The organism is Aliiroseovarius sp. xm-d-517 (assembly GCF_013283135.1).
Classification (GTDB): Bacteria; Pseudomonadota; Alphaproteobacteria; order Rhodobacterales; family Rhodobacteraceae; genus Aliiroseovarius; species Aliiroseovarius crassostreae.
This window is the reverse complement of record NZ_WBXT01000001.1, coordinates 1065530-1088851: the sequence shown is the minus strand read 5'-3', so window position 1 is coordinate 1088851 and position 23322 is coordinate 1065530. Positions and strand designations below refer to the sequence as shown.

Below are 23322 nucleotides of genomic sequence, written 5' to 3'. Positions count from 1 at the left end.
CTGTCCGGGCCCGGAATTGGGGCGAATTGGTCAACAAACTGTAAACACTCTGGCCGCGTCCTCTCTTTCCCAGATCGAACCGGAGTGTTAGGGCTGGGGCAAATAGGGAGAATTGATATGGATCTGGGAATTTCTGGCAAGAAAGCTCTCGTATGTGCCTCCTCCAAGGGATTGGGGTTCGGGTGCGCGCAGGCGCTGGCGCGCGAAGGCGTTGATGTCGTGATGAATGCGCGCTCATCCGAGGTGCTGGAAGCGGCCGCTGAGGCGCTGCGTGCCGAGACCGGCGTGACGATCACAACGGTTGCTGCTGATGTCACCACCGAAGAGGGGCGGGCGGCCGTTCTGGAGGCCGCGGGTGCGGTCGACATTCTTGTCACCAATGCAGGCGGTCCGCCGCCGGGGATGTGGCAGGATTGGGGGCGGGAGGATTTTATCGCCGCCATTGATGCCAATATGCTCACCCCCGTTGCCCTGATGCAGGCGCTGGTTCCGGGCATGATGGAGCGGGGCTGGGGCCGGGTGGTGAACATCACGTCGCAATCGGTGAAGGCGCCGATCCCGGTGCTGGGGCTGTCCAATACCGCGCGCACCGGGTTGACCGGTTTTGTTGCGGGCACCGCCAGGCAGGTGGCGGCAAACGGGGTGACGATCAACAATCTGCTCCCCGGCATTCATGATACCGACCGGGCGGTGGCGCTGGACGGTGGCGTCGTGGCCCAACAGGGGATCACGATGGAGGAAGCCCGCACCGCGCGTATGGCCACGATCCCCGCCAACCGCTATGGAACAGTTGAGGAATTTGGCGCGACCTGTGCCTTTCTCTGTTCTCAGCACGCTGGTTTCATCGTGGGGCAAAATGTGCTGCTGGATGGCGGCGGTGTGAATGCCACGATCTGACCCGAAAAGACAGCGCAACAGGAGAGAATTGTCATGAAGATGAACAGCCTTGCACGGGGTGCGCTGGAGGTCAGCACACTCTGCCTCGGGTCAATGACATGGGGCAGCACCAATACAGAAGCAGAGGGGCATGACCAGATTGACATGTTCCTCGATCATGGTGGCAACTTCATTGATACGGCCGAAATGTATCCGGTGAACCCGATCCGGGCCGAAAACTGCGGCAAATCCGAGAGGGTGATCGGATCCTGGCTGGCGCGGTCGAAGCGGCGTGAGCAGGTGGTGATAGCCACCAAAGTGTCCGGGGTGAACGGGGGCTTTATCCGCGAAGGGCGCGGATTTGACGGCGCGATCATTCCCGGCGCAATTGATGACAGCCTGCGCAAGCTGGGTACGGATTATATCGACATCTATCAGTTGCACTGGCCGGACCGGGGCAGCTATGCGTTTCGCCAGAACTGGACCTATGATCCCACCGGACAGGACCCGGTGGCAACGGAAGCGCATATGCGCGAGGTGCTTGTGGCGATGACGGCGGCGGTCAAGGCCGGCAAGGTGCGCCATTTCGCCCTGTCGAATGAAAGCGCCTGGGGCACAATGCAATGGCTGCGACTGGCGCGCGAGATGGGGGCGCCCGAGGTGGTGTCGATCCAGAACGAATACAGCCTGATGTATCGTCAGGCCGACACGGATCTTGCGGAACTGTGCCACAATGAAGACGTGCGGATCCTGTCCTATTCCCCCCTCGCCACCGGGCTGTTGACCGGGAAATACCAGCATGGCGCCATCCCGGAAGGGTCGCGTATGCAGATCTATCCGGAACTGGGCGGGCGCAAGACCGCGCGCGCGTTCGAAGCGGTGGAGGCCTATCAGGCGGTGGCCAAAAAGCACGGGCTTGACGTGGTACAGATGTCGCTGGCTTTTGTCATGTCACGCCCCTTCATCGGCTCCACCATCTTTGGCGCGTCGAACACGGATCAGTTGTCGCGCATTCTGGCGGGCAAGGATCTGGTGCTGTCGGAGGAGGTGATGGCAGATATTGATCTGGCCCACCGGGCGCATCCGTTCCCGTTTTAATTCACGCTTCGCATGTGGCTGGGTCCGAGGCCTCCGGCGGGGATATTTTTAACAAGAAAAAGTCATCTGCGGTCTCGCAGGTGACTTACGCTTTGGCCATGGGCCGATTTGAAGGCGCGCGCAAAACTAGCAGGTGATCCGAACCCGGTCCGCAACGCGATCTCACTTACCGGCAGCGCCGTGTCGGTGGCCAGTCGGCGCGCTTCATCCAGGCGCAGGGTCAGGAAATAAGCACCGGGAGAGGTGCCAAGGGCAGATTTGAAACGGGTTTCCAAACTGCGGGGGCTGAGCCCAAGTTGACGTGCAAGCGCCCGTATCGGCAGCGGATCCTCCAGATGTTCCTCCATCAAACGGATCGCCTGCGCCACTTTCGGGGCACGGGCGTTCAGTCGGGCAGGGGAGGTGACGCTTTGCGGGCGGGTATCTGAGGAGGCGGGTTCGTAGATCAATGCCCCTGCAACCCGCATGGCCAGAGCATCCCCGTGCCGGATGCGGATCAGGTGAAGCATCAGGTCAAGGGCTGCCCCGGCCCCGCCGGTTGTCAGGCGATCTCCGTCCACCACAAACCTGTCTTTTGCAACATCAATTTCGGGGAACTGCACCGTGAACTTTTCCAAGTCTTCCCAATGAGTTGTGGCGCGATAGCTGTCGAGTAAACCGGCGCGCGCCAGGATCCATGGCCCGCCGTCCACCCCCCCCAGTGTCATTCCTTTGCGGGCGAGCCCACGCAGGGTGCGGCTGAGCTGCGGGGTGGCTTGCTCTTCAAGCTCAAACCCGGCGATCACAAAGAGCGCATCCATCTCGATCTCTTGCGACAGCGGGACACCGGGGACCGCGAGGCCGGATGTCAGTGTGGCGGCCTGTCCATCGACCGTAAACCAATCCCATTGGAAAAGCTCCCGTCCGGCACGCCTGTTCGCCGCACGCAGGGGATCAACCACGGCGGCCAGGGATAAGGTGTTCGCGGCATTGAGAATGAGCAGGCCGATGCGAAGGGGGGCGGTCGCAGGCTGGAAGATTTTTGCGCTTTTCATCATGTTTCCATCGTTAAATGTAAACTCGCTCCGGTCAAGCATCGCAATATGAAGGAAATGAACAGGGAGGCCCAAATGCCGCTTCAAATGAACCGTGAAGTTTTCATCACCGCTGCTGTGACCGGATCAGGCGGCACGCAGGATCGCAGCCCGCATGTTCCGCGCAGCCCTGCGCAGATTGCGGCGTCTGCAATTGATGCGGCAAAGGCCGGGGCGGCGATTGTGCATTGCCATGTGCGTGACCCGGACACAGGCGCCCCGTCGCGCGACCTCGCGCTTTACCGCGAAGTGACCGACCGCATTCGTGACGCCGAGGTGGATGTGGTTCTGAACCTGACCGCCGGGATGGGGGGCGACATCGTGTTCGGCAACCCCGAAAGCCCGTTTCCGATCAATCCCGAGGCCACCGACATGATCGGCGCCACCGAACGCATGGCCCATGTTGCCGAATGCCTGCCCGAGATCTGCACGCTCGATTGTGGCACAATGAATTTTGCCGAGGCCGATTACGTGATGACCAACACGCCCGGCATGTTGGAAGCCATGGGGCGGATGATGACCGAACTGGGGGTGAAACCCGAGATCGAAGCCTTTGACACCGGTCATCTGTGGCATGCAAAAACTCTTGTAGAACAAGGGGTTCTGGACAGTCCTGCGCTGGTGCAGCTGTGCATGGGGGTGCCGTGGGGCGCGCCCAATGACATGAACACTTTCCTCGCGATGGTCAACAATGTTCCCTCTGACTGGACCTGGTCGGCCTTCTCGCTGGGGCGCGATCAGATGGCCTATGCGGCGGCGGCCACGCTGGCGGGCGGCAATGTGCGGGTCGGGCTCGAGGACAACCTCTGGCTGGAAAAAGGCGTGCTGGCCACCAATGCTCAACTGGTCGACCGCGCCGCCACCATCATCACCAACATGGGCGCCCGCATCATCGGCCCTGAAGAGGTGCGCAAAAAGCTGGGGCTTGTGAAACGTCCCCCGGTTGCCGCATGAAGAAGCTGAACCGCCGGGTGGCCCGGGGGGATAGGCTATGACGAGGGTATAATGACGGGAACGGTTGGACGGCTTCTTTTTTCTGTGTTGGCGGTGGTTGGACTGTCCGCCTGTCTGGACAGTGGCGTAGGTGGGGTGGAATTCCACCGCGACACCAAAACCAGGATCAGTTCGACAACCCGTTTCGATGCAGAGCGTTTTGCCGGGAAGTGGCAGTTCCGCGGGGAATTCGTCCACCCCGGAGAAATGCCGGAGAACGGTGTGGTCGAATTTCGCGTTCATGCGGGGGAGGTCCGCCAGATCGCGCTTTACAACGCACGAGGCCGGGTAAGCGACATCTATGATGTGGACCAGCCCCAGGCGGGGCGGTTCACGCTGGGCGAAAAGCCTTACCAGACCGAGTATTGGGTGCTGTGGGTTGACGAAGGGTATCGCACCGCCGCAATCGGCACCCCGTCGGGCAGTTTTGGCTGGATCCTTGATCGTGCCCGGTCCGGGGGGGAGGATCGGATCAAGGCTGCCCGAGAAGTATTTGATTTCAATGGCTACAATCTGGCGCGGCTCAAAATGAACTGATCCGGCCAGCAGGGAGAGAACATGACCAAAACAGCAGCGATCATTGGCGGGGGCGTGATAGGTGGCGGATGGGCCGCCCGGTTCCTTTTGATGGGATGGGATGTGCGGGTGTTTGACCCCGATCCCGAGGCCGAGCGCAAGATTGGTGAGGTGTTGGACAATGCCCGTCGCGCGCTGCCGGGCCTGTCTGATGTGATGATGCCCGACGAAGGGACGCTCAGCTTTCACGAGCATTTGGCAGATGCGGTGGATGGCGCGGTCTGGGTGCAGGAAAGTGTGCCAGAGCGGCTTGAGTTGAAACAGAAGGTTTATGGCGCGTTGATGGATGCGATCGGTGAGGACACCATCGTAGGGTCGTCGACATCGGGCTTCAAGCCGTCGGAGCTGCAAGAGGGGCTTGCGCGCGCGGGGCAGGTTCTGGTCGCCCATCCGTTCAACCCGGTTTATCTTTTGCCGGTGGTGGAACTGGTGCCGACGGATGCGAACCCTCCCGACATCCGGGAACGGGCAATGGGTATCCTGACCGAAATCGGCATGAAACCGGTTGAGATCAAGAAAGAAATCGACGCGCATGTTGCGGATCGCCTGCTGGAAGCGGTCTGGCGAGAGGCACTTTGGCTGGTGTCTGATGGCATCGCAACCACCGAAGAGATCGACGATATCATGCGGTTCGGCTTTGGGCTGCGTTGGGCGCAGATGGGGTTATTTGAAACCTACCGTGTTGCCGGTGGCGAAGCGGGTATGAAGCATTTCATGGCGCAGTTCGGCCCGGCGCTGAAATGGCCTTGGACCAAGCTGATGGATGTGCCGGAATTCACCGACGAACTGGTGGACCTGATTGCAGACCAGTCAGACGCGCAATCCGGCCATATGTCGATCCGTGAGCTGGAACGCAGCCGTGACGATAATCTGGTGGCCATGATGCGGGCGCTCAAAGGGCGCGATTGGGGGGCAGGGCGCCTTCTGAATGACGTCGACAAACGTCTGGGACATGCAGAGGTCGACATATCCCGACCGATCACCACATTGGCCACCGCGATCCCCGTGGACTGGCTGGACTATAACGGCCACATGACCGAAAGCCGCTATCTGGATGCCTTTGCGCGTGCCACCGACCGGTTCATGGAAATTATCGGCTGTGATGCGGATTATATCGCCACCGGTGGCAGCTATTTCACCGCCGAAACCCATATCCGACATCTTGAAGAGGCCCATCTGGGGCAACGTATCCGTGTGGAAACCCGGTGCCTGTATGGCAAAGGCAAAAAGATGCACCTGTTCCACAGCATGTATGAAGGTGAGCGCCTGCTTGCGACCGGGGAACATGTGCTCCTGCATGTCAGCCTGGATACCCGCCGTCCTGCCCCCCCGGCAGACCATATCGAAGCGAGGCTGGTGGAAATCGCGATGGCCCATGCCAAACTGCCCGCACCGGAAGGGGTGGGGCGGTCCATCAAGGTAGGCTAGCTTTTTAAAGGCACCCATGGCAGATGGGGATCATGCAAGCCTGGATCCCCATCACCATTGCCGCAGCTTTCAGTCAGAATTTGCGCTTCATGCTGCAAAAACGGCTGAAAGACACAAAGCTTTCCACCAAAGGGGCCACCTTTGCCCGCTTTGTCTATTCGGCGCCTTTGGTGGCGGGGCTGCTCTGGGCGTATCTTTCCGTTGTGGATATTTCGCTCCCACCGCCGAATGCCCGGTTTTTCACCTTTGCCGCCGCAGGGGGGCTTGCCCAGATCCTCGCCACAATGTGCGTGGTTGCGTTATTTGCCGAACGCAATTTCGCGGTCGGGATTACCTTCAAGAAAACCGAAGTGGTGCTGACCGCCCTGGTCGGTCTGGTTGTGTTGGGCGAAGGGGTCGGTTTATGGGGCGTGTTTGCCATTGCGATCGGATTTGCAGGGCTGATCGCCTTATCCGACCCACCGGAAGGTGGCGCGGGTTGGAAGCGGTTCTTTAATCGGGCCGCGGGTCTGGGCCTGCTTTCTGGTCTGCTTTTTGCCGTCTCGGCAACCGGTTATCGGGGGGCGTCGCTTTCGCTTGGGATCGAGAATGTGATTGTGCGGGCCGGTTTCACACTCGCCTGCGTGACCGCATATCAATCCGTCATCATGGCCATCTGGATGCGCTTTTCCGAACCGGGAGAGATCTTGCGCGTGCTGCACGCCTGGCGCGTTGGGGTGCTGGTGGGGCTCAGCTCAATGATCGGCAGTTTCTGCTGGTTCACCGCCTTTACCCTGCAAAACGCCGCGCTTGTGAAAGCGCTGGGGCAGGTGGAACTCCTGTTCAGCTATGCCGCTGCGATTTTTGTCTTTCGTGAAACTGTCACCAGACGAGAGATCACCGGCACGGCGCTGATCCTTTTGTCCGTGCTGGTGTTGGTGCTGTTTCTCTGATTTTTCTTGCCGCAAATACCTCGGGGGAGGCGCAGCCGGGGGCGGCGCCCCCCTTGCCGAGCGTAGCGAGGTCAACAAACGCATTGCGCCCACTGCACCTCATCCCTGTGCGGAGAGTGGCCCCACTCCACCCAGACGCTCAAACAGGCTTTCTTCATCAGTGTTGTTGAAAAAAGGCACCTGTTCCGGCGCTCCGAGATTGGGAAGGTTCCCGGCAATCTCAGCCAGAACGACCTCCGTGATGAAAGGAAGGTCAAAGCGACGCACCTTGTCCATCGGGATCCATTGCAGATGGCTCAGCTCATCTGAAGCGCGGGAAAAATCATCCGGATCCGTTTTCAGTTTCGACGCGTCTGCCACGAAAAATCTAGCATCAAATCGGCGCGGGCGCCCCTTGGGGGTGATCGCCCGGAACGCAAAGGCCAACCCATCGGCAGAGGGAACATACCCGGCCTCGGAAAAGCTCTTCCAGTCTGCGGGCACATCGCCGGGCCATGTCCCCGGTGCGCCAAGGATTTGACCGGTCTCTTCCCAAAGCTCACGAATGGCCGCCACCAGCAGGGCCTGGGCCAGGTTGGGGTCCGCGTCCTCTCCCAGCCGGGTCAGACAGGGTTCCGCCCCCCCTTGAGCAAGTGGCACCGCGCCGTCAGCGGTATCCACGGCGCCACCGGGAAAAACAAATTTGTTTGGCATGAAGGCCGCTTTTGCCCCGCGCTGCCCCATCAGAACCTGGGGGGCCGTTTCCGCGTCGCGGATCAGGATCACCGTTGCGGCGTTGCGAATGATCTTGGATTTGTCCATGTCAGGCCCCTTATCGTCACTGCCCTAACCCATGGTCAATTCAGCCAGAGGGTCAAGCGTAACCCTGCGTAGCTTCTCTGGTTGGTTGCCCATGCGTGGCCCCCATTTCGGGCAGGCACATTCAGGTGAGCGTAGAAAAGTGCGACGGAAACCTTGGGACCACACGTTCAATGCATATGACGCCGGACAAAAAGGCTCCGGCAGGGACAGGCCAACAGCATGGGTCGGACAAGGCGACCCGGAACAGATTGACCACTGGAGTATGACATGAAACGTGCAACAAAAATCGCGGCAATTGCCCTTCTGGCCGGATCGGCCGTGACCCTGACCTCGCTTGCGGCCAGCGCCCATGGCGGGAAAGCTGGTTTTGCTGGCAAGATGGGGGGAATGCGTTCGGTTCTGCAGATGGAGTTTGCCGATCTCGACCTGGACAAAAATGGTCAGATCACCGTGGATGACCTGAAAGCTCAGGCTGAGGCGCGTTTTGCCGCGGCGGATAAAAACGGTGACGGGCAGTTGGATCTGGATGAAATCAAAGCGCAGGCTGAGGCCCGGATGGCTGACCGGATGGCGGATGGCAATGCCAAGCGTCAGGGTGGCCGGAACGGGCAGGACGGGCGAGGGTGGATGCCCAGCCCGGAGCAGCGCATGGCCTGGTTTGCCGAAAAGATGATCGACCGGCAGGACGCCGATAAAAGCGGCACTCTCTCTGCTGCAGAAATGATGCCCGATCAGGCCCGGCTGGAGCGGATGATCGACCGGTTTGACACCGATGATGACAATGCCCTCTCCGCCGCCGAATTTGACCAGGCGCAGAAAGAAATCTGGACCCGGACAAAAGGTCGGAAAAACCACGGGGGAAAATGGGAAAAGCATGGCAAAGGACGTAGTGGCAATTAACAAGGTCCGGAATGGTCGCGCCCCGTATGGGGCGTGATCCCCGTGAAACCGTTGTTTTGGATCTGGGACCGGGTTAGTCACACAATATGAATATGGCGCTTGACGCATATACTGACGGTTCGGATGAGGTCCTGTTGATCCTTTATGGCAACGGCGACCCGACGGCTGCGCAGGTCCTGACCGCACGCCTTGCCCCCCGGGTGATGGGCTATGCCGCGCGCCTGTTGGGGGGGGACCGGGCCGAGGCAGAGGATGTCACGCAAGAGGCCATGCTCCGGCTGTGGAAACAGGCCCCAAACTGGCGCCAAGGCGAAGCGAAAGTCACGACCTGGCTTTACAGGGTGGTGTCCAATCTTTGCACGGACCGGCTGCGCAAGCGGCGTTCGGTTGATATTGACGCCATCGAAGAACCAGCTGACGACATGCCCAGTGCGGTCGAAAGCATGATGGAGCAGGACCGGGCAAATGCTTTGCAGACGGCCCTGATGGCCCTGCCGGAACGGCAACGTATCGCGGTGTCCCTGCGGCATCTCGAAGGGGCGTCCAACCCCGAGATTGCCGAAATATTGGAAATCAGCGTCGAAGCGGTGGAAAGTCTGACCGCTCGGGGCAAACGGGCGTTGGCGGCCGCATTGGCCGGGCGACGCGAGGAGTTGGGATATGGCGAAGATGGATAAAGACCCCGTTGATGATCTCGAATTGGAGACGTTCTTTCAGGCTGGCCGTGCGGCGACAATCGCGCCGTCTGACAGGTTGGTGGCTGCGATCTTGCAGGATGCACAGACCCATCAGCCCTCCTCCCCCGTTCTTACCCCGGCATCGCGGCCGAAGTCCTTCTGGCAAGAGCTGCTTTCACAGATCGGGGGCTGGCCCGCCCTTGCCGGTATGGCAACCGCAACGGTGGCCGGGCTTTGGATCGGGTTTGCGGCCCCTGATGAGCTTGAAGTGCTTTCCGGTGGGCTGGTGCTGGCAGGGGATTACACGACCGCCGAAATTCTGTATGCCCCCGAAGACCTTAGCCCGAGCTATTTCTCCGAAGACCTGATGCTGGCAGAGGAAGGATGAGTATGACTGATCATCAAACACCCCCACAGCCTGAACAGATCCCTGTGCGCAAGAGGCGCAAATGGGTGCGGGCGCTTTTTGTTGCCTCCCTGACCCTCAATCTTTTGGTGATTGGTCTGGTGGCCGGGGCCAAGATCTCCGACAGGGGGGGACACGGATTTGATCCGCGGGGACCCGAGCGGGGTTTGATCCGCGATCTCGGGCTGGGACCGATCGCGTCGTCGTTGTCGCGCGAAGATCGCCGGGCCATCGGTCGGGCGCTCAGAGAGCAGCAAGGCAGTTTTCGTGAAAAACGCACGGCCCTCAAACGCGACTTTGATCGCATGTTGGAGCTCTTGCGAGCCGATCCTTATGACCGTGGTCAGCTTGAGAGCATCATGACAGCGCAACGAAATCGCGTGCTGGAATTTGGGGATGTGGCGCGTGGGCTGGTCCTGGATCGCATTGAGCAGATGAGCCATGAGGAACGGCAGGAGCTTGCAGAGGCACTGTCGCAAAATGTGCGTTTTGACCGCCGGAAACATCCAATCAGAAATGACTATGATTGTGAAAAACGCTGATCCGTTCAGCCCGGGTCAAGCGGGCAGCAGCGTGTTCCAGCCTGTTGGGTGATTGATAGGGGGAACTGTAGGTTGCTTGTCTAAGTGCCTTTTATCAAAAGAAAACTTTCGCAACGCGAGTGAAGATTTGTTTTCTTTTTGTTCTTCTGTCTAGGCTGCGCTTTGGATAAAGGTCACCTGATTTCGACCTTCGGATTTTGCGGCATACAAAGCGCGATCAGCGCTTTGAAGCAGCCGTTGAACCTCACCGGGTGCAACCTTCCCGGCATGTGCCACCGCAACGCCGATTGACATGGTGACCGGCACATTAGCCCCGGAGCTGGGGGACAGGACGGGCTGATTGCCAACGATCGCCCGCAAACGCTCAGCCATCGCCATCGCCCCCTCAAACTCGGTATCCGGCATTGCGATCAGGAACTCTTCGCCACCGTAACGCGCCAGAAGATCCATATCCCTGATCCCGTCCCGGAGGCGCGCCGAAACCTCTACCAGAACGTCGTCACCAACAATGTGACCGTGGCGATCATTGATGGATTTGAACCTGTCCAGATCCATCAGCATCACCGCAAAACCCTTGCCGCTTTGTTGCGACTGGATTTCCAGCCGTTCAAGATAGCTGCTGGCATAGCGGCGGTTATAAAGCCCGGTCAACGGGTCCGTGACCGCCATGGACAGTCGCTGGTCAACAGTGTTGCGTAGCCGGTCAGAAATGAACTTAGCCGGGATAAGAAGCTCCAGCCGCGCGGCGATCTCTTCTGCATCGAAATGCCCAGGCATCACCGCATTTGCCCCAAGATCCAGAGCCATGGCCGCGGCAGGGCCGTTGCGGATGTCGTCAATAAAAATGATGACGGAGTGGCGGGTGGACAGGCGCGAACGCAGTTCGGACACCAGCCGCAGCCCATCTCCCTGTTCTGTCAGATTAGACGCAATAACAAACACATCCGGGACGGAATTCCCCTGTGCACTGTCTTCAAGCGCCTTGCCTTTGCTGATGACATCTACCTTCTGGCCCAGCTCCTGCGTCAGGGCTTTGCGCCACATTAGGCCGGTTTCCACGGCCGGGGCCAGCAGGGCAATCCGGGCAAGGCGCTGGAAAGAGGAGGACGGTTCGGCAAAGCCCATTTCTTCGGCCAGTTTCTGACGCCGCTGCATCTCTTGTCGCGCGGCATGGGCACGCATGAGGTTGCGCACGATGGCCAGAAGGGTGGTTTCGTCGAGCGGTTTGCTCAGGAAATCTTCTGCCCCGGCACGAAGGGCCTCAAGCCGTGCGTTCCGGTCTGTTGTTGGAGAGATGATCACCACCGGAATGGCGCTCAGGTCCTTGATGGCTTTCAGGCGACGACAGGCCTCAATCCCGCCGCCCCCTTCGAGGGTCTGACCAAGAAGGATCAGATCCGGGCGCTGCTGGGAAGCCATCGCAATGACATCTGACACGTTCGCGGCCTGGGCGACATCGTAGCAGGCTGAGGTGAGTTTCACCTTCAGCACAATACGGTTTGTAGCCACGTCGTCCGCGATGAGGATGCGTCCTGACATATGAGGTCCTTGCATGTCTGAGTTTTGCGTATGTTCAGCTTGCGGGAATTTGGTTAAGAAAACCTTTCCAAAGGAAGGAAAGATGAATGAAACCTGAAGATGCAGAGGTCATTGGGTTAACGGCTTTGACCTGGCTGGTAGGCAATGAGGAGCTGCTGCCGGTGTTCCTGGGCGCAAGCGGGGCAGGAATTGACGACTTGAAACAGGGGGCTGGCAACCCAGAATTTCTGGCCGCAGTCCTTGATTTCCTTACGATGGACGATGATTGGGTTGTCGAGTTCTGTCGTGCAAATACGCTGCCGTATGATGCGCCAATGCGGGCCCGACATGCACTGCCTGGTGGGGGGCAAATGAATTGGACTTGACCTGCACCGATTTCCAAGTTGTTGATTGCGGGCATGCGGTTAGGGAGGAAGCCAAATGACTGTGAAAGCCTTGCTGTTTGACAAGGACGGGACCCTGTTTCAATTCGCGGCGACCTGGGAAAGTTGGGCGCGCGCCGTTTTGAAACGCCTGACGGGTGAGGATATTGACCGAGCGCGTGAGGTCGGGAATGCCATCGGTTTCGACTATGATGCGGGGCAGTTTGACCGAGACAGTATTGTGATCGCCGGCACCCCGGAGGAAGTGGTTAACGCATTGTCTGGTTTTTTTGATCATTCCCCTGACGAATTGGAAACCATCCTTAACGAGGAAGCTGCAACGGCCCCTCAGGCGCAGGCCGTCAACCTGCGGGATGTGCTTGGGCATTTGCGGTCCCTCGGGCTTGGTCTGGGGGTGGCCACAAATGATGCAGAAATGCCTGCGCGGGCGCATCTGGAGGGGGCAGGGATCACTGACCTGTTCGATTTCGTGGTTGGCTATGACAGTGGATTTGGTGGAAAGCCTGCACCGGGGCAATGTCTTGCATTCGCCAAGCAACTGGGGGTGGCCCCGGAAGATGTGGTCATGGTGGGTGACAGCCTGCATGACCTTCATGCCGGGCGGGCTGCCGGGATGAAAACCGTTGGGGTTCTGACGGGTCTTGCCAGTGAAGAGGAACTGGCCCCATTTGCTGACGCGGTGATGCCGGATATCGGTCACCTGCCCAGTTGGTTGGCACGACTTTGATACATATTTGATGCACAGATCTGATTAAATATTTGTGTAATCGTTGAAAACAATGGGGAAAGAGGGAAACTTTCCCTCCTTTCCAAAGTCGCATTTCCTTTTTTTTAACTCCCCTCGTCTACGTTTATTGCATGTTTGATGAGGATCAGAAGGCAATGCATGGTCTGATTAACCGATCATTTGAAGTATTTTTGCGTGGAACCTACGGCAATGAGTTCTGGCGTGAAATTGTGGGGGAACTCGGGCTTGGATTTGAAAGCTTCGAGCCAATGTTTCATTACGAAACAAACATGTCGCAGGAGATGGTGGAAACGGCGGCGCGAAAGCTGGGCAAGTCACATGAAACCCTGCTTGAAGATTACGGAACCTTCCTGATTGTCGATCCACGCTCCTCCCGCGTGCGCCGTTTGCTGCGCTTTGGTGGGGTGAATTATACCGAATTTCTCAATTCTCTTGAGGATCTGCCCGGGCGCGCACGCCTTGCTGTGGCCGAGCTTGATATGCCGGAAATCGAGGTGGATGAGCTTTCGGAAGGATCTTATCAGGTGATGATCCGCCATCCTGTTCCTGGGTTCGGACATGTCATTCTGGGGGCATTGCGCGCACTTGCTGATGATTATGGGGCCTTGGCCTTGCTGGATCACAATGGCCGCACGGGCGAGACGGAGGAGTTGATGGTATATTTGCTTGATGTTGCCCATGCAGAGGGGCGCAAATTCGACTTGGCGGCAGGTGCGGAATGACAGTGCATCTGCCATTGACGGTTAGTTTCGAAGCCATCGACCACATGATGCCGATGGGGGTTGTGCTCAACTCAAAAGGCGGGGTAGTTCACGCTGGTCCGACACTGAAGAAAGTGTTTCCCGACAAGAAAATTCAAGGCATGAGCATCTTTCGGCTGGTTGAGCTGCGCCGCCCGAAACGCATAAGCAATATGGAGCAGATCCGTCAATTCGATGGTGTGAAGCTTTACATGCGCATCCGCGACCAGTTCGGATTGCCGTTGATTGGGAATCTTACATGCCTGCCAGGATCGGAACTAATCCTTCTGAACCTGTCTTTTGGAATTGGCGTGGTGGATGCTGTCCGGGTCTACGATCTTGCCGGGTCCGACTTTGCTCCAACGGATCTGACCGTTGAACTCCTCTATCTGGTTGAGGCAAATTCCGCGGCGATGGAGCTTTCGAACAAGATGGCGCTCCGGTTATATGGCGAAAAGAACGAAGCCGAAGCTGAGGCCCTGTCTGACGAACTAACCGGCCTTCACAACCGCCGCTCCTTTGAATTGGTTGTGAAAAGGTTGCTGGAACGTCAGGAAAATTTTGCATTGATGCATCTGGATCTCGACTTTTTCAAAGCGGTCAACGACACCAAAGGTCATGCAGCCGGTGACTGTGTTTTGCAAAAGGTGGCCTCTGTTTTGACCGAAGAGACGCGGGAAGGGGATACTGTCGCCCGGGTGGGCGGTGATGAATTTGTCATTGTGCTTCCCAAATTGACAGATGATCGCGGGCTGTCCTCCATCGCGCAGAGGATGATCCAAAAGCTTGAAGAACCGATATCTTTTCGCGGAGACAGTTGCATGATTTCTGCTAGTGTCGGGATCGTTAAAAGCACCGACTATGAACAACCAGATGCAGCCCAGATGGTCGATGATGCGGATGTGGCGCTATATGCGTCGAAAAAGGCGGGGCGCGCGCAATATACGATCTACTCCAAGGTGCTCAGGTCGGATTGAACCAGATGTGGTTTCGCTGCCCGGCCTGAATGATGTATGAGAGAAACGCGCTCTTTGCCGGGTAAGTGCCGGGGGGGCGATGCGCGGTGCTTGACACATCTGCTGGGTTTGCTTACCGCTCGCTCTGGTGACAAAGGGTAGGGTTACGTTGGTGTTTTCATGATGAAAAACGTGCTTGCAGCAGGCGTGTTGGTTCCATTGTTGGGAAGTGCGGTCTGGGCCGAGTTTGCTGCATCCGACAGCGGGCAGACGGTTCAATCTATTCTTGGGCGAAAGCTTGAGAACGAACATGTGAAGAATGCCCATATCTACGCGGACGGCACCTTTGATGGGATTTACAACGGTATTTCCTACGCGGGTGACTGGAGCCTCGAGGACGGTAAATTCTGCCGTGAAATCAAACGGGGACTGGACAGCGCACGGGCGTGCCTCACTCTGGTTCCGGTTTTTGGGGAAGCTGGTGAGATCATTGCCGTCGACTTTTTGTCTTCAGGCTCTGCGACACGCTTTCATCTGCGCTGACGCCCTCTGAAAATGGCGGATAAATTCCCAAGTTGCCTTTTTTCGCGGTAGAAACAGCATCTTTGAGAAAGAGGTGCAGACAGGATTGCGCTTCAAAAAAACCGTGCAAAAAAAAGAAGGGCCCGCCGATGTAACAGCATATGCCGATCTGGCTGCATGATAGATTTCATGGGAGAAATGGCAGCCCGTAGGGGAATCGAACCCCTCTTTCCAGGTTGAAAACCTGGCGTCCTAACCGATAGACGAACGGGCCGCGCTTGGCGTGAGAAGGCTTTTAGGGGAAGCGCGGCGGGGACGCAACCCCTGTTTTTTGCAATATTGGAAGATTTCAAACACCGTTGCCGCGCCCGCTTGGTCAGGCCTGATCCGGGCGCGCATCCACCGCTCCGCTGATCAGGTTTTCACGATGCAACCGCTGGGCCAGCGTCCCTCTGGAGATGCTGATTTTTTCGAGATACTTCGCGGCAGTGGAGGCCTTTTCTCGTACGATTTCAACTGCCTCCTGGGCCGTAACTTGTTCAAAGCGCAGACTGTCACCGGCGCGCAGCTGGGCCACATGATCCAGATCGGCTGATATGATCGTGGCAATTTTGGGATATCCGCCCGTTGTCTGGTGATCTGCCAGCAGAATTGTTGGCGTGCCGTCCCCGGCGACCTGAATGGATCCGCGTGCAACCGGTTCGGACGGGATGGACAACGCATCCTTGAACGAAAGGGGAGGGCCGGAAAGGCGCACCCCCATTCGATCAAAGCTCGTCGTCAGTGCAAAACTTTCCGTGGCAAAAGCATCAAGAGAGACCTGAGGGAAAAATCGGTCCTGCGGTCCCATTACGACACGGGCAACCCCCTGATTTTCCTTATAATCAGGGCGGGGAACGGGGCCGAGCCGGTCTTCGCGCAGCTCCGCCGCCTGAACCGTGATGATGTGTCCCGTGTGAATGGCCCCGCCACCCAAATTTGAAATGGAGTGCGTGGTGCTGGCCCCAAGCCAGTTTGAAACCTGAAGGTCGCCGGAAAAGGCCAGATAGGCCCAACTGCCAGAAGGGCCTGCCCGCAAGCTCAGAGTTTCGCCTGCAAAAAGGGAGAGAACCTGCCAATCCAGGCTTTTCCCGCGCGGATGATCGCAGAGAAATTCACCACCGGTCACCGCGAGGGTGACCGCCCCTTCCAGGCACTCAAGCACCAGCCCCCCCATCGACACTTCGATGCCCGTGGAATTCAGGTTGTTACCCAATGCGGCATTGGCCGCGTTGAAGGACAGCCGATCCATCGGACCCGAACGGGGCACCCCAAACCGCATATGTCCGGGGCGTCCCCCGTCTTGAAAGCTGACAAAGGGGCCTGCAAAGCGGACGGACAGTTTTGCGTCACCCATGTGAGGCCTCTCCTCGAAGGTGGGCGTCATATGTCGCGCGGTCGATGCGATTGAAGCGCACGTGATCCCCAACGTTGAATAGAAACGGGTGATCTTCCGAGTGGCGCAAAATCCGGGTGGGGGAGCGGCCGAGGATTGACCAGCCGGTGGGCATGGTCAGGGTGGTAACCAGACATTGAGGCCCTGCAATGATCACGCTGCCGGCAGGAACATCGCGCAGGGCGGTTGATTTGCGCGGCAGGTTGAGCATCGGATCCAGTCCGGTCAGATAGGCATATCCGGGCGCAAACCCGTACATGCCAACACGAAATTTCGACCCAAGATGGGCATTGATCACCGTGTCGATACTGACGCCTAGGGCCGACGCCACCGCATTCAGGTCTGGTGACAGGTCGCTATCATAACAGATATCGACCTGATGCGTGGTCACGGGAACGCGAATGTCGGCCAGGGTCTGCAACAAATCAACGAGGCTCGCTTGCAGCGCGTCATGATCGGTGACAAGCGGGTCAAATTCCACCAGAAGATTGACAAGAGCCGGGACCACCTCCTGCACCCCGAGGGGCGGGGTGGCCGCAATGGCGTGATCCAGTGCCAGCACCTGCTGGGACAGGCGCTCCGAGACCTCTTCCCCCAGTTCCACCAACAAGGCGTGGTCTGCTACCGGTACAAAATGTGGAAACCGGGGCGTCATCTGGTTGCAAAACCCGCAAGTGTAATGCCAGCGCTTTCCAGGCGGCTACGGATTTCGCGCGCCATGGATACGGCTGCGGGGCCGTCCCCGTGCACACAGATGGAATGGGCATCCAGTTTGATCGGGTCGCCATCAATCACCGGCATCAGACCGGTCTGAAGCATGGAAATCAGGCGGTCTGCTGCGATTTTGGCATCTTCGATCATCGCCTCGGGGTGTCCGCGCGGCACCAGATGACCCGTTGAAAGATAGCCGCGATCGGCAAAGATCTCGGAATATGTGTCCAATCCCGCTGCCTTTGCGGCGTCTTCAAACGCGGTGCCTGAAATGGCCAGAACGGCCAGACCGGGGTCGATTTTGTGAATGGCTTTGGCGATGGCCGTGGCGACGCGATCGTCCGCTGCGGCCAGATTGGCCAGCGCCCCATGCGGTTTGACATAGGACACTTTGACAGGGACCAAAGCAGCCACCCCGATCAGCGCGCCAATCTGGGCTGCAACCATATGGGTGATTTCTTCAGGCGTCATCGGGATCACACGGCGGCCAAACCCTTCGCGATCATTATAACCGGGATGCGCCCCCACAGTCACACCATGCTTTGCTGCCAGAGCGAGGGTTTTGAACATGGTGTCCGGGTCGCTGGCATGTCCACCGCAGGCAATATTGGCGCTGGTGACAATCGACAGCATGGTGGCGTCATCGCCCATGGGCCAGGGGCCAAACCCTTCCCCCAGATCAGAATTCAGGTCGATTTTCACGCGTTCCTCCCTGGGTCACTTCAGATGCTGTGCCTGCCGCTTTACACTGACAATACGCACAGAGCAGTGGTGTGTGAATGCGGAAATCGGGGAAATTACACGGGCATCGCGCGGAAATGACATCGCCGCTGTGGTCATCGGAAGACCAAAGTCATGAGGGTCTGTGCTGATTGTCGCTGAAAAGGGAGAAGTGGCAGCCCGTAGGGGAATCGAACCCCTCTTTCCAGGTTGAAAACCTGGCGTCCTAACCGATAGACGAACGGGCCACTCTGTCGTGTGAGGCGGGTTTTAGGGGAAGCGGACTGGGCACGCAAGGGGGAAAATCGGCTTTTTGTAAAAAACTTGAAAACCGTTTAGGATCAGGCGGTTGAGGCGTCGTCAAGGCGCAGCTGCGGGCTTGATCTGCCCTGCCAGTGATTCACCTCCAGCTTGCCGGCCAGATGAAAGCGGCGACCGGCATGGTTTTCCAGAAGAGGACCGAGTGGCCCATCAAAAGCCCCAAAAGAAATGGCATCAATCCGCGTGCCCATCCCGTCGCCGAAGCTGAGTTTCAGATGGTTTTGCCCAACCCGTTTTGCGAACAGGATCTGCACATCCGGAAAGGCAAAGCGCGGGGCAGGGGCAGAGGCCCCAAACGGTCCGGCCTGTTCCAGTTCTTCGATCAGGTCCACGGTAACGGCTGAGGGCATCAGCACACCGTCAAGGCGCAGGTCAGCGGCCCCCTGCAATCCGGCCCCCTGTTTTGCCAGAAGGTCGCTCAGGCGGTTCATGGCCGGTTCCAGCTGGTCACGCGACAGGCTCAGCCCTGCGGCCATCTTGTGCCCGCCACCTTTCTGAATGTCTCCGTCCGAGGCCAGTCGTTGAATGGATGCCCCAAGATCGACCCCCGCAATTGAGCGCCCGGATCCTTTGCCGTCATTGCCGTCAAATCCGATCACGACAGCGGGGCGGTTGGTGGCCTCTTTCAGGCGGGAGGCCACGATGCCAACCACACCGGGATGCCAGCCCTCACCGGCGGCCCAGACCAGAGGGGCGTCCAGTCCGCGGGCTTCGGCCTGTTCCAGCGCAAGGGCCTGCACATTGGCTTCGATTTCGCGCCGCTCTGCATTCAGGTCATTCAGCCGTGCCGCAATGGCCTGCGCCTCGTGCATATCCATGGTCGACAGCAGGCGCGCGCCGAGATCGGCCCGGCCAACACGCCCCCCGGCATTCACCCGTGGCCCCATCATATAGCCAAGGTGATAGGCGCGGGGCGCTTCGTTCATGCCGGATACATCCGCCAGCGCCACCATGCCGGGGCGCGCTCGGCGGGCCATGATCTTCAGGCCCTGACGCACCAATGCCCGGTTCGCCTCAATCAGCGGCGCCACATCCGCAACCGTTCCAAGGGCCACGAGGTCGAGCATGGAAATCAGGTCAGGTCCGGTGCGCCCCGCCTCGCGCAACATCCGGCCCAGTTCGACCAGCATCAAAAACACCACTCCCGCCGCGCAGAGATAGCCCGGCGCGTCCAGTTCATCCTGGCGGTTCGGGTTCACCACCGCCACGGCAGGCGGCAGGGTTTCGCCCCCCAGGTGGTGATCGAGCACCACCACATCCGCGCCTTTGGCTTTCGCGGCGGCAATCGGCTCATGGCTCAGCGTGCCGCAGTCAACGCAGATGATCAGGCTATGATCCGCTGCCAGCAGTTCCATCGCGGGGACATTGGGGCCATAGCCTTCGTCGATCCGGTCGGGGATATAAAGCGTGACATCGCGCCCCATCTGACGAAACCAGTTGATGAGCAGCGCGGCCGAGGTTGCCCCATCCACGTCATAATCGGCAAATACGGCGACTTTTTCCCGCTGATCAAAGGCTTGCAAGGTGCGGGATGCGGCGATCTCCATATCCTTCAAGCCACGTGGATCTGGCAGCAGCGCCTTGAGCGTGGGGTCGAGGAATTCCGCAGCCCCCTCAGCACCTATGCCGCGCTGCGCAAGGATTTTGCACAGGGGCAGGGGCAATTGGGTCAGCTGGTGCAGGTGTTCGCCCTGGCGTTCTGCCTCAATCCCCGGTCCGACCCAGCGTCGGCCCGTGGCAGAGCTGTCTACCCCGAGAAAGCTCATTCCCGGTGCTGTCATACCAGCACCTCGGCCACGGATTTAACAGTGACAAATTCACCTGAAATATGGTCGATTGCACTTTGATGGATCTGTTCAGGATCCACCGGGCCACCTTCGCGCCAGGCCGTATTGGCCCCTTCTGCAAAGGCTGCGGTCGCGTCATGCACCAGCGTTACGTTGAAGCCGAGATTGGCCGCCATGCGGCAGGTGGTGGATACGCAATGCGGTGTGGTGATCCCCGCGACAACCAGATCTGTAGCGCCGAGGGTGCGCAGGCGTTCTTCCAGATCTGTGCCGATAAAGGCGGAATTAGCGGATTTCTGAATGACCGCCTCGCCCTTGGGGGCAATCGCCGGATGCAGCTCGACGCCGGGTTTTCCGGGGAAAAGCGGGCTGTCAGGATTGGTTGACAGGTGCTGGATCAGAAAAGCGGGCCAGCCCTGCGCGCGCCAATGCGCCAGAAGCTGACCCGCTTTTTGTTCCGCATCCGGATTGTTGCGCGCGCCCCAATAGGGATCGTCAAACCCCTGCTGAATATCCACAAGGATCAGCGCACGCACCATCCGGTTCAGCCTGCCTTGATCGGGTTGCGATAGATCATGCGACGGACCGAACCGGTTTTCGACCGCATAAGCAGGGTTTCGGTGGTCAGGAAGCCGGGTTCACGCTTGATGCCCGACACGATCGACCCGTCGGTCACACCGGTGGCGGCAAAGATCACATCGGCGGTGACCATCTCGTCGCGGGTGTAGATGCGATCAAGATCGGTGATGCCTGCCTTGGCGGCGCGGCCACGTTCGTCATCATTGCGGAAGGTCAGCTGACCCCACATCTGCCCGCCCATACATTTCAGCGCAGAGGCTGCCAGCACCCCTTCGGGGGCGCCGCCACGGCCCATATACATGTCGATGCCGGTGATATCGGCCTCGGCGCAGTGGATCACACCGGCCACGTCCCCATCGGTGATCAGGCGGATCGCGGCGCCGGTCGAACGGATGCCCTCGATCATCTCTTCGTGGCGCGGACGTTCCAGGACACAGACGGTGATGTCCGAGGTGGCGCAACCTTTGGCTGCGGCCAGGGCTTTCACGCGCTCAGCCGGGCTCATTTCAAGGCTGACAACATCGGTTGGGTAACCCGGCCCAATCGCCAGTTTTTCCATATATACATCCGGCGCGTGCAAAAGCGTGCCGCGCGGGGCCATGGCAATCACGGTCAGCGCGTTGGGCATGTCTTTTGCAGTCAGGGTGGTGCCTTCCAGCGGGTCCAGCGCGATGTCCACGGCAGGGCCTTCGCCGGTGCCGACCTCCTCGCCGATGTAAAGCATCGGGGCCTCGTCGCGCTCGCCTTCGCCAATCACAACCGTGCCGGCGATTTCCAGCAGGTTCAGCTGATCCCGCATCGCGTTCACGGCGGCTTGGTCGGCCGCCTTCTCGTCGCCGCGTCCCACCAGCGTGGCGGATGCCATCGCGGCAGCTTCGGAAACACGGGCCAGACCCAGCGACAACATACGGTCAGCGAAAACGACTTTATCAGCCATGAGAGCAATCCTCGAATAATCCAGTTGGCACGGGTTTAGTGGTGGGGCGCTATCGGGGCAAGGGGAATGGACCCCTTTTCGCGCCATCAATCCCGGAATAAGTCGCCAGCCCCCCGTTTTCCTTGTTTCAAATATCCCGGGGTGAGGGCAAAGCCCGAGGGGCAGCGCCCCTCTCAGGGGGTTCAAAGACAAAAGGCGCCCCGGTCAGGGCGCCTTTTTCTGAAGTCATCAGGTGATTCACTCCCGGCCATCACACCTTTTCGATGCGGATCGCAACCGGCTCTCCATCCACCACGCCGGTTTTGGCAAGCCCCGACAGGGCCGTGTCCAGCGCGTCACGGGTGCATTTATGCGTCACGATCAACACCGGGGCGCGCTCTTTTTCATGGCTGATCTGCCGCATCCGGTCGATTGAAACCGCCGCATCGCCGAGCACAGCCGCCACCTTGGCCAAAGCGCCGGGTTTGTCGAGCAGCGTCATCCGGATGTAATACGGGGCAGGCTTTGCGGCCTTGGCGCCATTCACAGGGCGCAGGGTGCGGGCGGGCTGGCCAAATGTGGGCAGGGCAAATCCGCGGGCAATATCCATGACATCGCCCATCACCGCGCTGGCGGTCGGGCCTTCACCGGCACCGGGGCCGCGCAGCACAACCTGCTCAATCGCGTCCCCTTCGATCACCACCATATTGGTGCCACCTTCCAGTTGCCCCAACGGAGAAGCTTCGGGCACGAGGCAGGGTGACATACGCTGTTCCAGCCCCCGACCAGTCATCTGCGCAACCCCGAGAAGCTTGATGCGGAAACCCATTTCCGCTGCGTGTTCAATATCTTCCAGTTGAATGCGCTGGATGCCTTCCAGTTCAACCGCATCAAAGTTGACCTGGGTGCCAAAAGCAATCGACGACAGGATCGCCAGTTTGTGACCGGCATCAATGCCGCCCACGTCAAGGTTCGGATCCGCTTCCAGATATCCCAGCTCGGCACATTCCTCAAACAGGGCATTATATCCGCGCCCGGTGGCCTGCATCTGGGTCAGGATATAGTTGCAGGTGCCGTTCATCACCCCCATGACGCGGGTGATGTCATTCCCGGCAAGCCCTTCGGTCAGGGCCTTGATCACGGGAATACCCCCTGCGACCGCCGCCTCATAGCGCAGCCGGACACCAGCGTCTTCTGCCGCCAGGGCGAGCTCCTGTCCGTGATGGGCCAAAAGCGCCTTGTTGGCCGTCACAATGTCCTTACCCGCTGCAATCGCTGCCTCGACCGAAGCTTTGGCGGGGCCATCATGGCCCCCCATCAGTTCGACAAAAACGTCCACATCGTCCCGTTTTGCGAGAGCAACGGCGTCGTCTTCCCAGGCATACCCCGACAGGTCGATACCGCGATCCTTGTCCTTGGACCGGGCGGAAACAGCGGTAATCACCACGGGGCGACCGGCCCGCGCTTCCAAAAGCTGCGCCTGACGACGGATAATTTTCACCACACCAATGCCAACAGTGCCAAGCCCTGCAATGCCTAGACGAAGCGGCGCGCCGGAGGCGGATTTGTCACTCATGTTGTTCTCCATCAGATGCGGTGATGTTTTGCGTCCCGCGAGGTCTAGCGAATGGCGGTCAAGGACGCAATGCGATCGTTGGCGGAA

Annotated in this window: 25 protein-coding genes and 2 tRNA genes; 15 read left to right on the top strand and 12 right to left on the bottom strand. The window is 59.1% G+C overall.

All coding sequences use genetic code 11. The features are described from left to right. The first annotated feature begins 117 nt into the window (after positions 1–117). Positions 118–897, top strand: a complete 780-nt coding sequence (locus XMD517_RS05170) for an SDR family oxidoreductase (protein WP_173486473.1) — start codon at positions 118–120, stop codon at positions 895–897. Positions 898–930: 33 nt separating this feature from the next. Next, positions 931–1974: an aldo/keto reductase gene (locus XMD517_RS05165; protein WP_173487926.1), complete on the top strand. Its 1044-nt coding sequence runs from the start codon at positions 931–933 to the stop codon at positions 1972–1974. Positions 1975–2036: 62 nt separating this feature from the next. Here the strand turns inward: XMD517_RS05165 and XMD517_RS05160 are convergent, their stop codons facing one another. Beyond that, entirely contained in the window at positions 2037–3011 is a 975-nt protein-coding gene (locus XMD517_RS05160) for a GlxA family transcriptional regulator (RefSeq protein ID WP_254449703.1), read from the bottom strand. A gap of 72 nt (positions 3012–3083) precedes the next feature. Between XMD517_RS05160 and XMD517_RS05155 the strand changes: the two genes are divergently transcribed. From XMD517_RS05155 to XMD517_RS05140, 4 genes are read left to right on the top strand one after another with little or no spacing between them, the layout of a single operon-like run. Beyond that, positions 3084–4001, top strand: coding sequence for a 3-keto-5-aminohexanoate cleavage protein (locus XMD517_RS05155; RefSeq protein ID WP_173486471.1), 918 nt, complete (start codon positions 3084–3086; stop codon positions 3999–4001). A gap of 51 nt (positions 4002–4052) precedes the next feature. After that, on the top strand, positions 4053–4577 hold the full coding sequence (locus XMD517_RS05150; RefSeq protein ID WP_173487925.1) for a lipocalin family protein: 525 nt from the start codon (positions 4053–4055) through the stop codon (positions 4575–4577). A gap of 21 nt (positions 4578–4598) precedes the next feature. Continuing rightward, positions 4599–6044: a carnitine 3-dehydrogenase gene (locus tag XMD517_RS05145; protein WP_173486469.1), complete on the top strand. Its 1446-nt coding sequence runs from the start codon at positions 4599–4601 to the stop codon at positions 6042–6044. A 32-nt stretch (positions 6045–6076) separates the two neighbouring features. Next, entirely contained in the window at positions 6077–6976 is a 900-nt protein-coding gene (locus tag XMD517_RS05140; protein WP_173486468.1) for an EamA family transporter, read from the top strand. A 99-nt stretch (positions 6977–7075) separates the two neighbouring features. Here the strand turns inward: XMD517_RS05140 and XMD517_RS05135 are convergent, their stop codons facing one another. Further along, entirely contained in the window at positions 7076–7777 is a 702-nt protein-coding gene (locus XMD517_RS05135) for an NUDIX hydrolase (protein WP_173486467.1), read from the bottom strand. Between the two features lie 267 nt (positions 7778–8044). Between XMD517_RS05135 and XMD517_RS05130 the strand changes: the two genes are divergently transcribed. The 4 genes from XMD517_RS05130 to XMD517_RS05115 all read left to right on the top strand — a co-directional run bounded on the left by XMD517_RS05130 (position 8045) and on the right by XMD517_RS05115 (position 10302). Continuing rightward, the gene (locus XMD517_RS05130) at positions 8045–8677 is read left to right on the top strand and encodes an EF-hand domain-containing protein (protein ID WP_173486466.1); all 633 of its coding nucleotides are present in this window, start codon (positions 8045–8047) and stop codon (positions 8675–8677) included. An 86-nt stretch (positions 8678–8763) separates the two neighbouring features. Then, the gene (locus XMD517_RS05125; RefSeq protein WP_173486465.1) at positions 8764–9354 is read left to right on the top strand and encodes an RNA polymerase sigma factor; all 591 of its coding nucleotides are present in this window, start codon (positions 8764–8766) and stop codon (positions 9352–9354) included. Then, positions 9338–9742 (top strand): hypothetical protein, encoded by a 405-nt coding sequence (locus XMD517_RS05120; RefSeq protein ID WP_173486464.1) that lies wholly within the window; start codon positions 9338–9340, stop codon positions 9740–9742. Before XMD517_RS05125 ends, XMD517_RS05120 begins: the two co-directional genes overlap by 17 nt. Before the next feature lie 2 nt (positions 9743–9744). After that, on the top strand, positions 9745–10302 hold the full coding sequence (locus XMD517_RS05115; protein ID WP_173486463.1) for a periplasmic heavy metal sensor: 558 nt from the start codon (positions 9745–9747) through the stop codon (positions 10300–10302). A 150-nt stretch (positions 10303–10452) separates the two neighbouring features. Here the strand turns inward: XMD517_RS05115 and XMD517_RS05110 are convergent, their stop codons facing one another. After that, the gene (locus XMD517_RS05110) at positions 10453–11841 is read right to left on the bottom strand and encodes a diguanylate cyclase (RefSeq protein ID WP_173486462.1); all 1389 of its coding nucleotides are present in this window, start codon (positions 11839–11841) and stop codon (positions 10453–10455) included. 86 nt (positions 11842–11927) lie between these two features. On the opposite strand from XMD517_RS05110, the gene XMD517_RS05105 reads away from it, so the two are divergent. The 5 genes from XMD517_RS05105 (at position 11928) to XMD517_RS05085 (ending at position 15211) form a co-directional block, all read left to right on the top strand. Continuing rightward, positions 11928–12206, top strand: coding sequence for a DUF3572 domain-containing protein (locus XMD517_RS05105; RefSeq protein WP_173486461.1), 279 nt, complete (start codon positions 11928–11930; stop codon positions 12204–12206). A gap of 55 nt (positions 12207–12261) precedes the next feature. Next, positions 12262–12951, top strand: coding sequence for an HAD family hydrolase (locus XMD517_RS05100; protein ID WP_173486460.1), 690 nt, complete (start codon positions 12262–12264; stop codon positions 12949–12951). Between the two features lie 155 nt (positions 12952–13106). Further along, a complete protein-coding gene (locus tag XMD517_RS05095) occupies positions 13107–13694 on the top strand; it encodes a heme NO-binding domain-containing protein (RefSeq protein ID WP_173486678.1) in 588 nt (195 codons plus the stop codon). Then, positions 13691–14689 carry a diguanylate cyclase domain-containing protein gene (locus XMD517_RS05090; RefSeq protein ID WP_173486459.1) on the top strand — a complete coding sequence of 333 codons (999 nt, stop codon included), beginning with the start codon at positions 13691–13693 and terminating at the stop codon, positions 14687–14689. Before XMD517_RS05095 ends, XMD517_RS05090 begins: the two co-directional genes overlap by 4 nt. Positions 14690–14848: 159 nt before the next feature. Next, positions 14849–15211 carry a hypothetical protein gene (locus XMD517_RS05085; protein WP_173487924.1) on the top strand — a complete coding sequence of 121 codons (363 nt, stop codon included), beginning with the start codon at positions 14849–14851 and terminating at the stop codon, positions 15209–15211. Positions 15212–15389: 178 nt separating this feature from the next. Here XMD517_RS05085 and XMD517_RS05080 read toward each other — a convergent pair. The 9 genes from XMD517_RS05080 to XMD517_RS05040 all read right to left on the bottom strand — a co-directional run bounded on the left by XMD517_RS05080 (position 15390) and on the right by XMD517_RS05040 (position 23235). Then, positions 15390–15464, bottom strand: a tRNA-Glu gene (locus XMD517_RS05080). A 102-nt stretch (positions 15465–15566) separates the two neighbouring features. Then, on the bottom strand, positions 15567–16586 hold the full coding sequence (locus XMD517_RS05075) for a biotin-dependent carboxyltransferase family protein (protein ID WP_173486457.1): 1020 nt from the start codon (positions 16584–16586) through the stop codon (positions 15567–15569). Continuing rightward, complete coding sequence (locus XMD517_RS05070) at positions 16579–17280, bottom strand: allophanate hydrolase subunit 1 (RefSeq protein ID WP_173486456.1); 702 nt, start codon at positions 17278–17280, stop codon at positions 16579–16581. The genes XMD517_RS05075 and XMD517_RS05070 overlap by 8 nt, the downstream gene beginning before the upstream one ends. Beyond that, positions 17277–18038, bottom strand: coding sequence for a 5-oxoprolinase subunit PxpA (locus XMD517_RS05065; protein WP_173486455.1), 762 nt, complete (start codon positions 18036–18038; stop codon positions 17277–17279). Before XMD517_RS05065 ends, XMD517_RS05070 begins: the two co-directional genes overlap by 4 nt. Positions 18039–18229: 191 nt before the next feature. Continuing rightward, positions 18230–18304 (bottom strand) — tRNA-Glu (locus XMD517_RS05060). A 93-nt stretch (positions 18305–18397) separates the two neighbouring features. Next, positions 18398–20143, bottom strand: a complete 1746-nt coding sequence (recJ, locus tag XMD517_RS05055) for a single-stranded-DNA-specific exonuclease RecJ (protein ID WP_173486677.1) — start codon at positions 20141–20143, stop codon at positions 18398–18400. Between the two features lie 11 nt (positions 20144–20154). Next, a complete protein-coding gene (locus tag XMD517_RS05050) occupies positions 20155–20703 on the bottom strand; it encodes a cysteine hydrolase family protein (RefSeq protein ID WP_173487923.1) in 549 nt (182 codons plus the stop codon). 5 nt (positions 20704–20708) lie between these two features. Further along, entirely contained in the window at positions 20709–21680 is a 972-nt protein-coding gene (glpX, locus tag XMD517_RS05045; protein ID WP_173486453.1) for a class II fructose-bisphosphatase, read from the bottom strand. Positions 21681–21930: 250 nt separating this feature from the next. Then, the gene (locus tag XMD517_RS05040) at positions 21931–23235 is read right to left on the bottom strand and encodes a homoserine dehydrogenase (RefSeq protein WP_254449700.1); all 1305 of its coding nucleotides are present in this window, start codon (positions 23233–23235) and stop codon (positions 21931–21933) included. Between the last annotated feature and the right edge of the window lie 87 nt (positions 23236–23322).

Bases quoted from the DNA above. Each gene is read 5' to 3' on its own strand.
- XMD517_RS05170 (WP_173486473.1), top strand. From the start codon at position 118: ATGGATCTGGGAATTTCTGGCAAGAAAGCTCTCGTATGTGCCTCCTCC.
- XMD517_RS05165 (WP_173487926.1), top strand. From the start codon at position 931: ATGAAGATGAACAGCCTTGCACGGGGTGCGCTGGAGGTCAGCACACTC.
- XMD517_RS05160 (WP_254449703.1), bottom strand. From the start codon at position 3,011: ATGATGAAAAGCGCAAAAATCTTCCAGCCTGCGACCGCCCCCCTTCGC.
- XMD517_RS05155 (WP_173486471.1), top strand. From the start codon at position 3,084: ATGCCGCTTCAAATGAACCGTGAAGTTTTCATCACCGCTGCTGTGACC.
- XMD517_RS05150 (WP_173487925.1), top strand. From the start codon at position 4,053: ATGACGGGAACGGTTGGACGGCTTCTTTTTTCTGTGTTGGCGGTGGTT.
- XMD517_RS05145 (WP_173486469.1), top strand. From the start codon at position 4,599: ATGACCAAAACAGCAGCGATCATTGGCGGGGGCGTGATAGGTGGCGGA.
- XMD517_RS05140 (WP_173486468.1), top strand. From the start codon at position 6,077: ATGCAAGCCTGGATCCCCATCACCATTGCCGCAGCTTTCAGTCAGAAT.
- XMD517_RS05135 (WP_173486467.1), bottom strand. From the start codon at position 7,777: ATGGACAAATCCAAGATCATTCGCAACGCCGCAACGGTGATCCTGATC.
- XMD517_RS05130 (WP_173486466.1), top strand. From the start codon at position 8,045: ATGAAACGTGCAACAAAAATCGCGGCAATTGCCCTTCTGGCCGGATCG.
- XMD517_RS05125 (WP_173486465.1), top strand. From the start codon at position 8,764: ATGAATATGGCGCTTGACGCATATACTGACGGTTCGGATGAGGTCCTG.
- XMD517_RS05120 (WP_173486464.1), top strand. From the start codon at position 9,338: ATGGCGAAGATGGATAAAGACCCCGTTGATGATCTCGAATTGGAGACG.
- XMD517_RS05115 (WP_173486463.1), top strand. From the start codon at position 9,745: ATGACTGATCATCAAACACCCCCACAGCCTGAACAGATCCCTGTGCGC.
- XMD517_RS05110 (WP_173486462.1), bottom strand. From the start codon at position 11,841: ATGTCAGGACGCATCCTCATCGCGGACGACGTGGCTACAAACCGTATT.
- XMD517_RS05105 (WP_173486461.1), top strand. From the start codon at position 11,928: ATGAAACCTGAAGATGCAGAGGTCATTGGGTTAACGGCTTTGACCTGG.
- XMD517_RS05100 (WP_173486460.1), top strand. From the start codon at position 12,262: ATGACTGTGAAAGCCTTGCTGTTTGACAAGGACGGGACCCTGTTTCAA.
- XMD517_RS05095 (WP_173486678.1), top strand. From the start codon at position 13,107: ATGCATGGTCTGATTAACCGATCATTTGAAGTATTTTTGCGTGGAACC.
- XMD517_RS05090 (WP_173486459.1), top strand. From the start codon at position 13,691: ATGACAGTGCATCTGCCATTGACGGTTAGTTTCGAAGCCATCGACCAC.
- XMD517_RS05085 (WP_173487924.1), top strand. From the start codon at position 14,849: ATGATGAAAAACGTGCTTGCAGCAGGCGTGTTGGTTCCATTGTTGGGA.
- XMD517_RS05075 (WP_173486457.1), bottom strand. From the start codon at position 16,586: ATGGGTGACGCAAAACTGTCCGTCCGCTTTGCAGGCCCCTTTGTCAGC.
- XMD517_RS05070 (WP_173486456.1), bottom strand. From the start codon at position 17,280: ATGACGCCCCGGTTTCCACATTTTGTACCGGTAGCAGACCACGCCTTG.
- recJ (WP_173486677.1), bottom strand. From the start codon at position 20,143: ATGAGCTTTCTCGGGGTAGACAGCTCTGCCACGGGCCGACGCTGGGTC.
- XMD517_RS05050 (WP_173487923.1), bottom strand. From the start codon at position 20,703: ATGGTGCGTGCGCTGATCCTTGTGGATATTCAGCAGGGGTTTGACGAT.
- glpX (WP_173486453.1), bottom strand. From the start codon at position 21,680: ATGGCTGATAAAGTCGTTTTCGCTGACCGTATGTTGTCGCTGGGTCTG.
- XMD517_RS05040 (WP_254449700.1), bottom strand. From the start codon at position 23,235: ATGAGTGACAAATCCGCCTCCGGCGCGCCGCTTCGTCTAGGCATTGCA.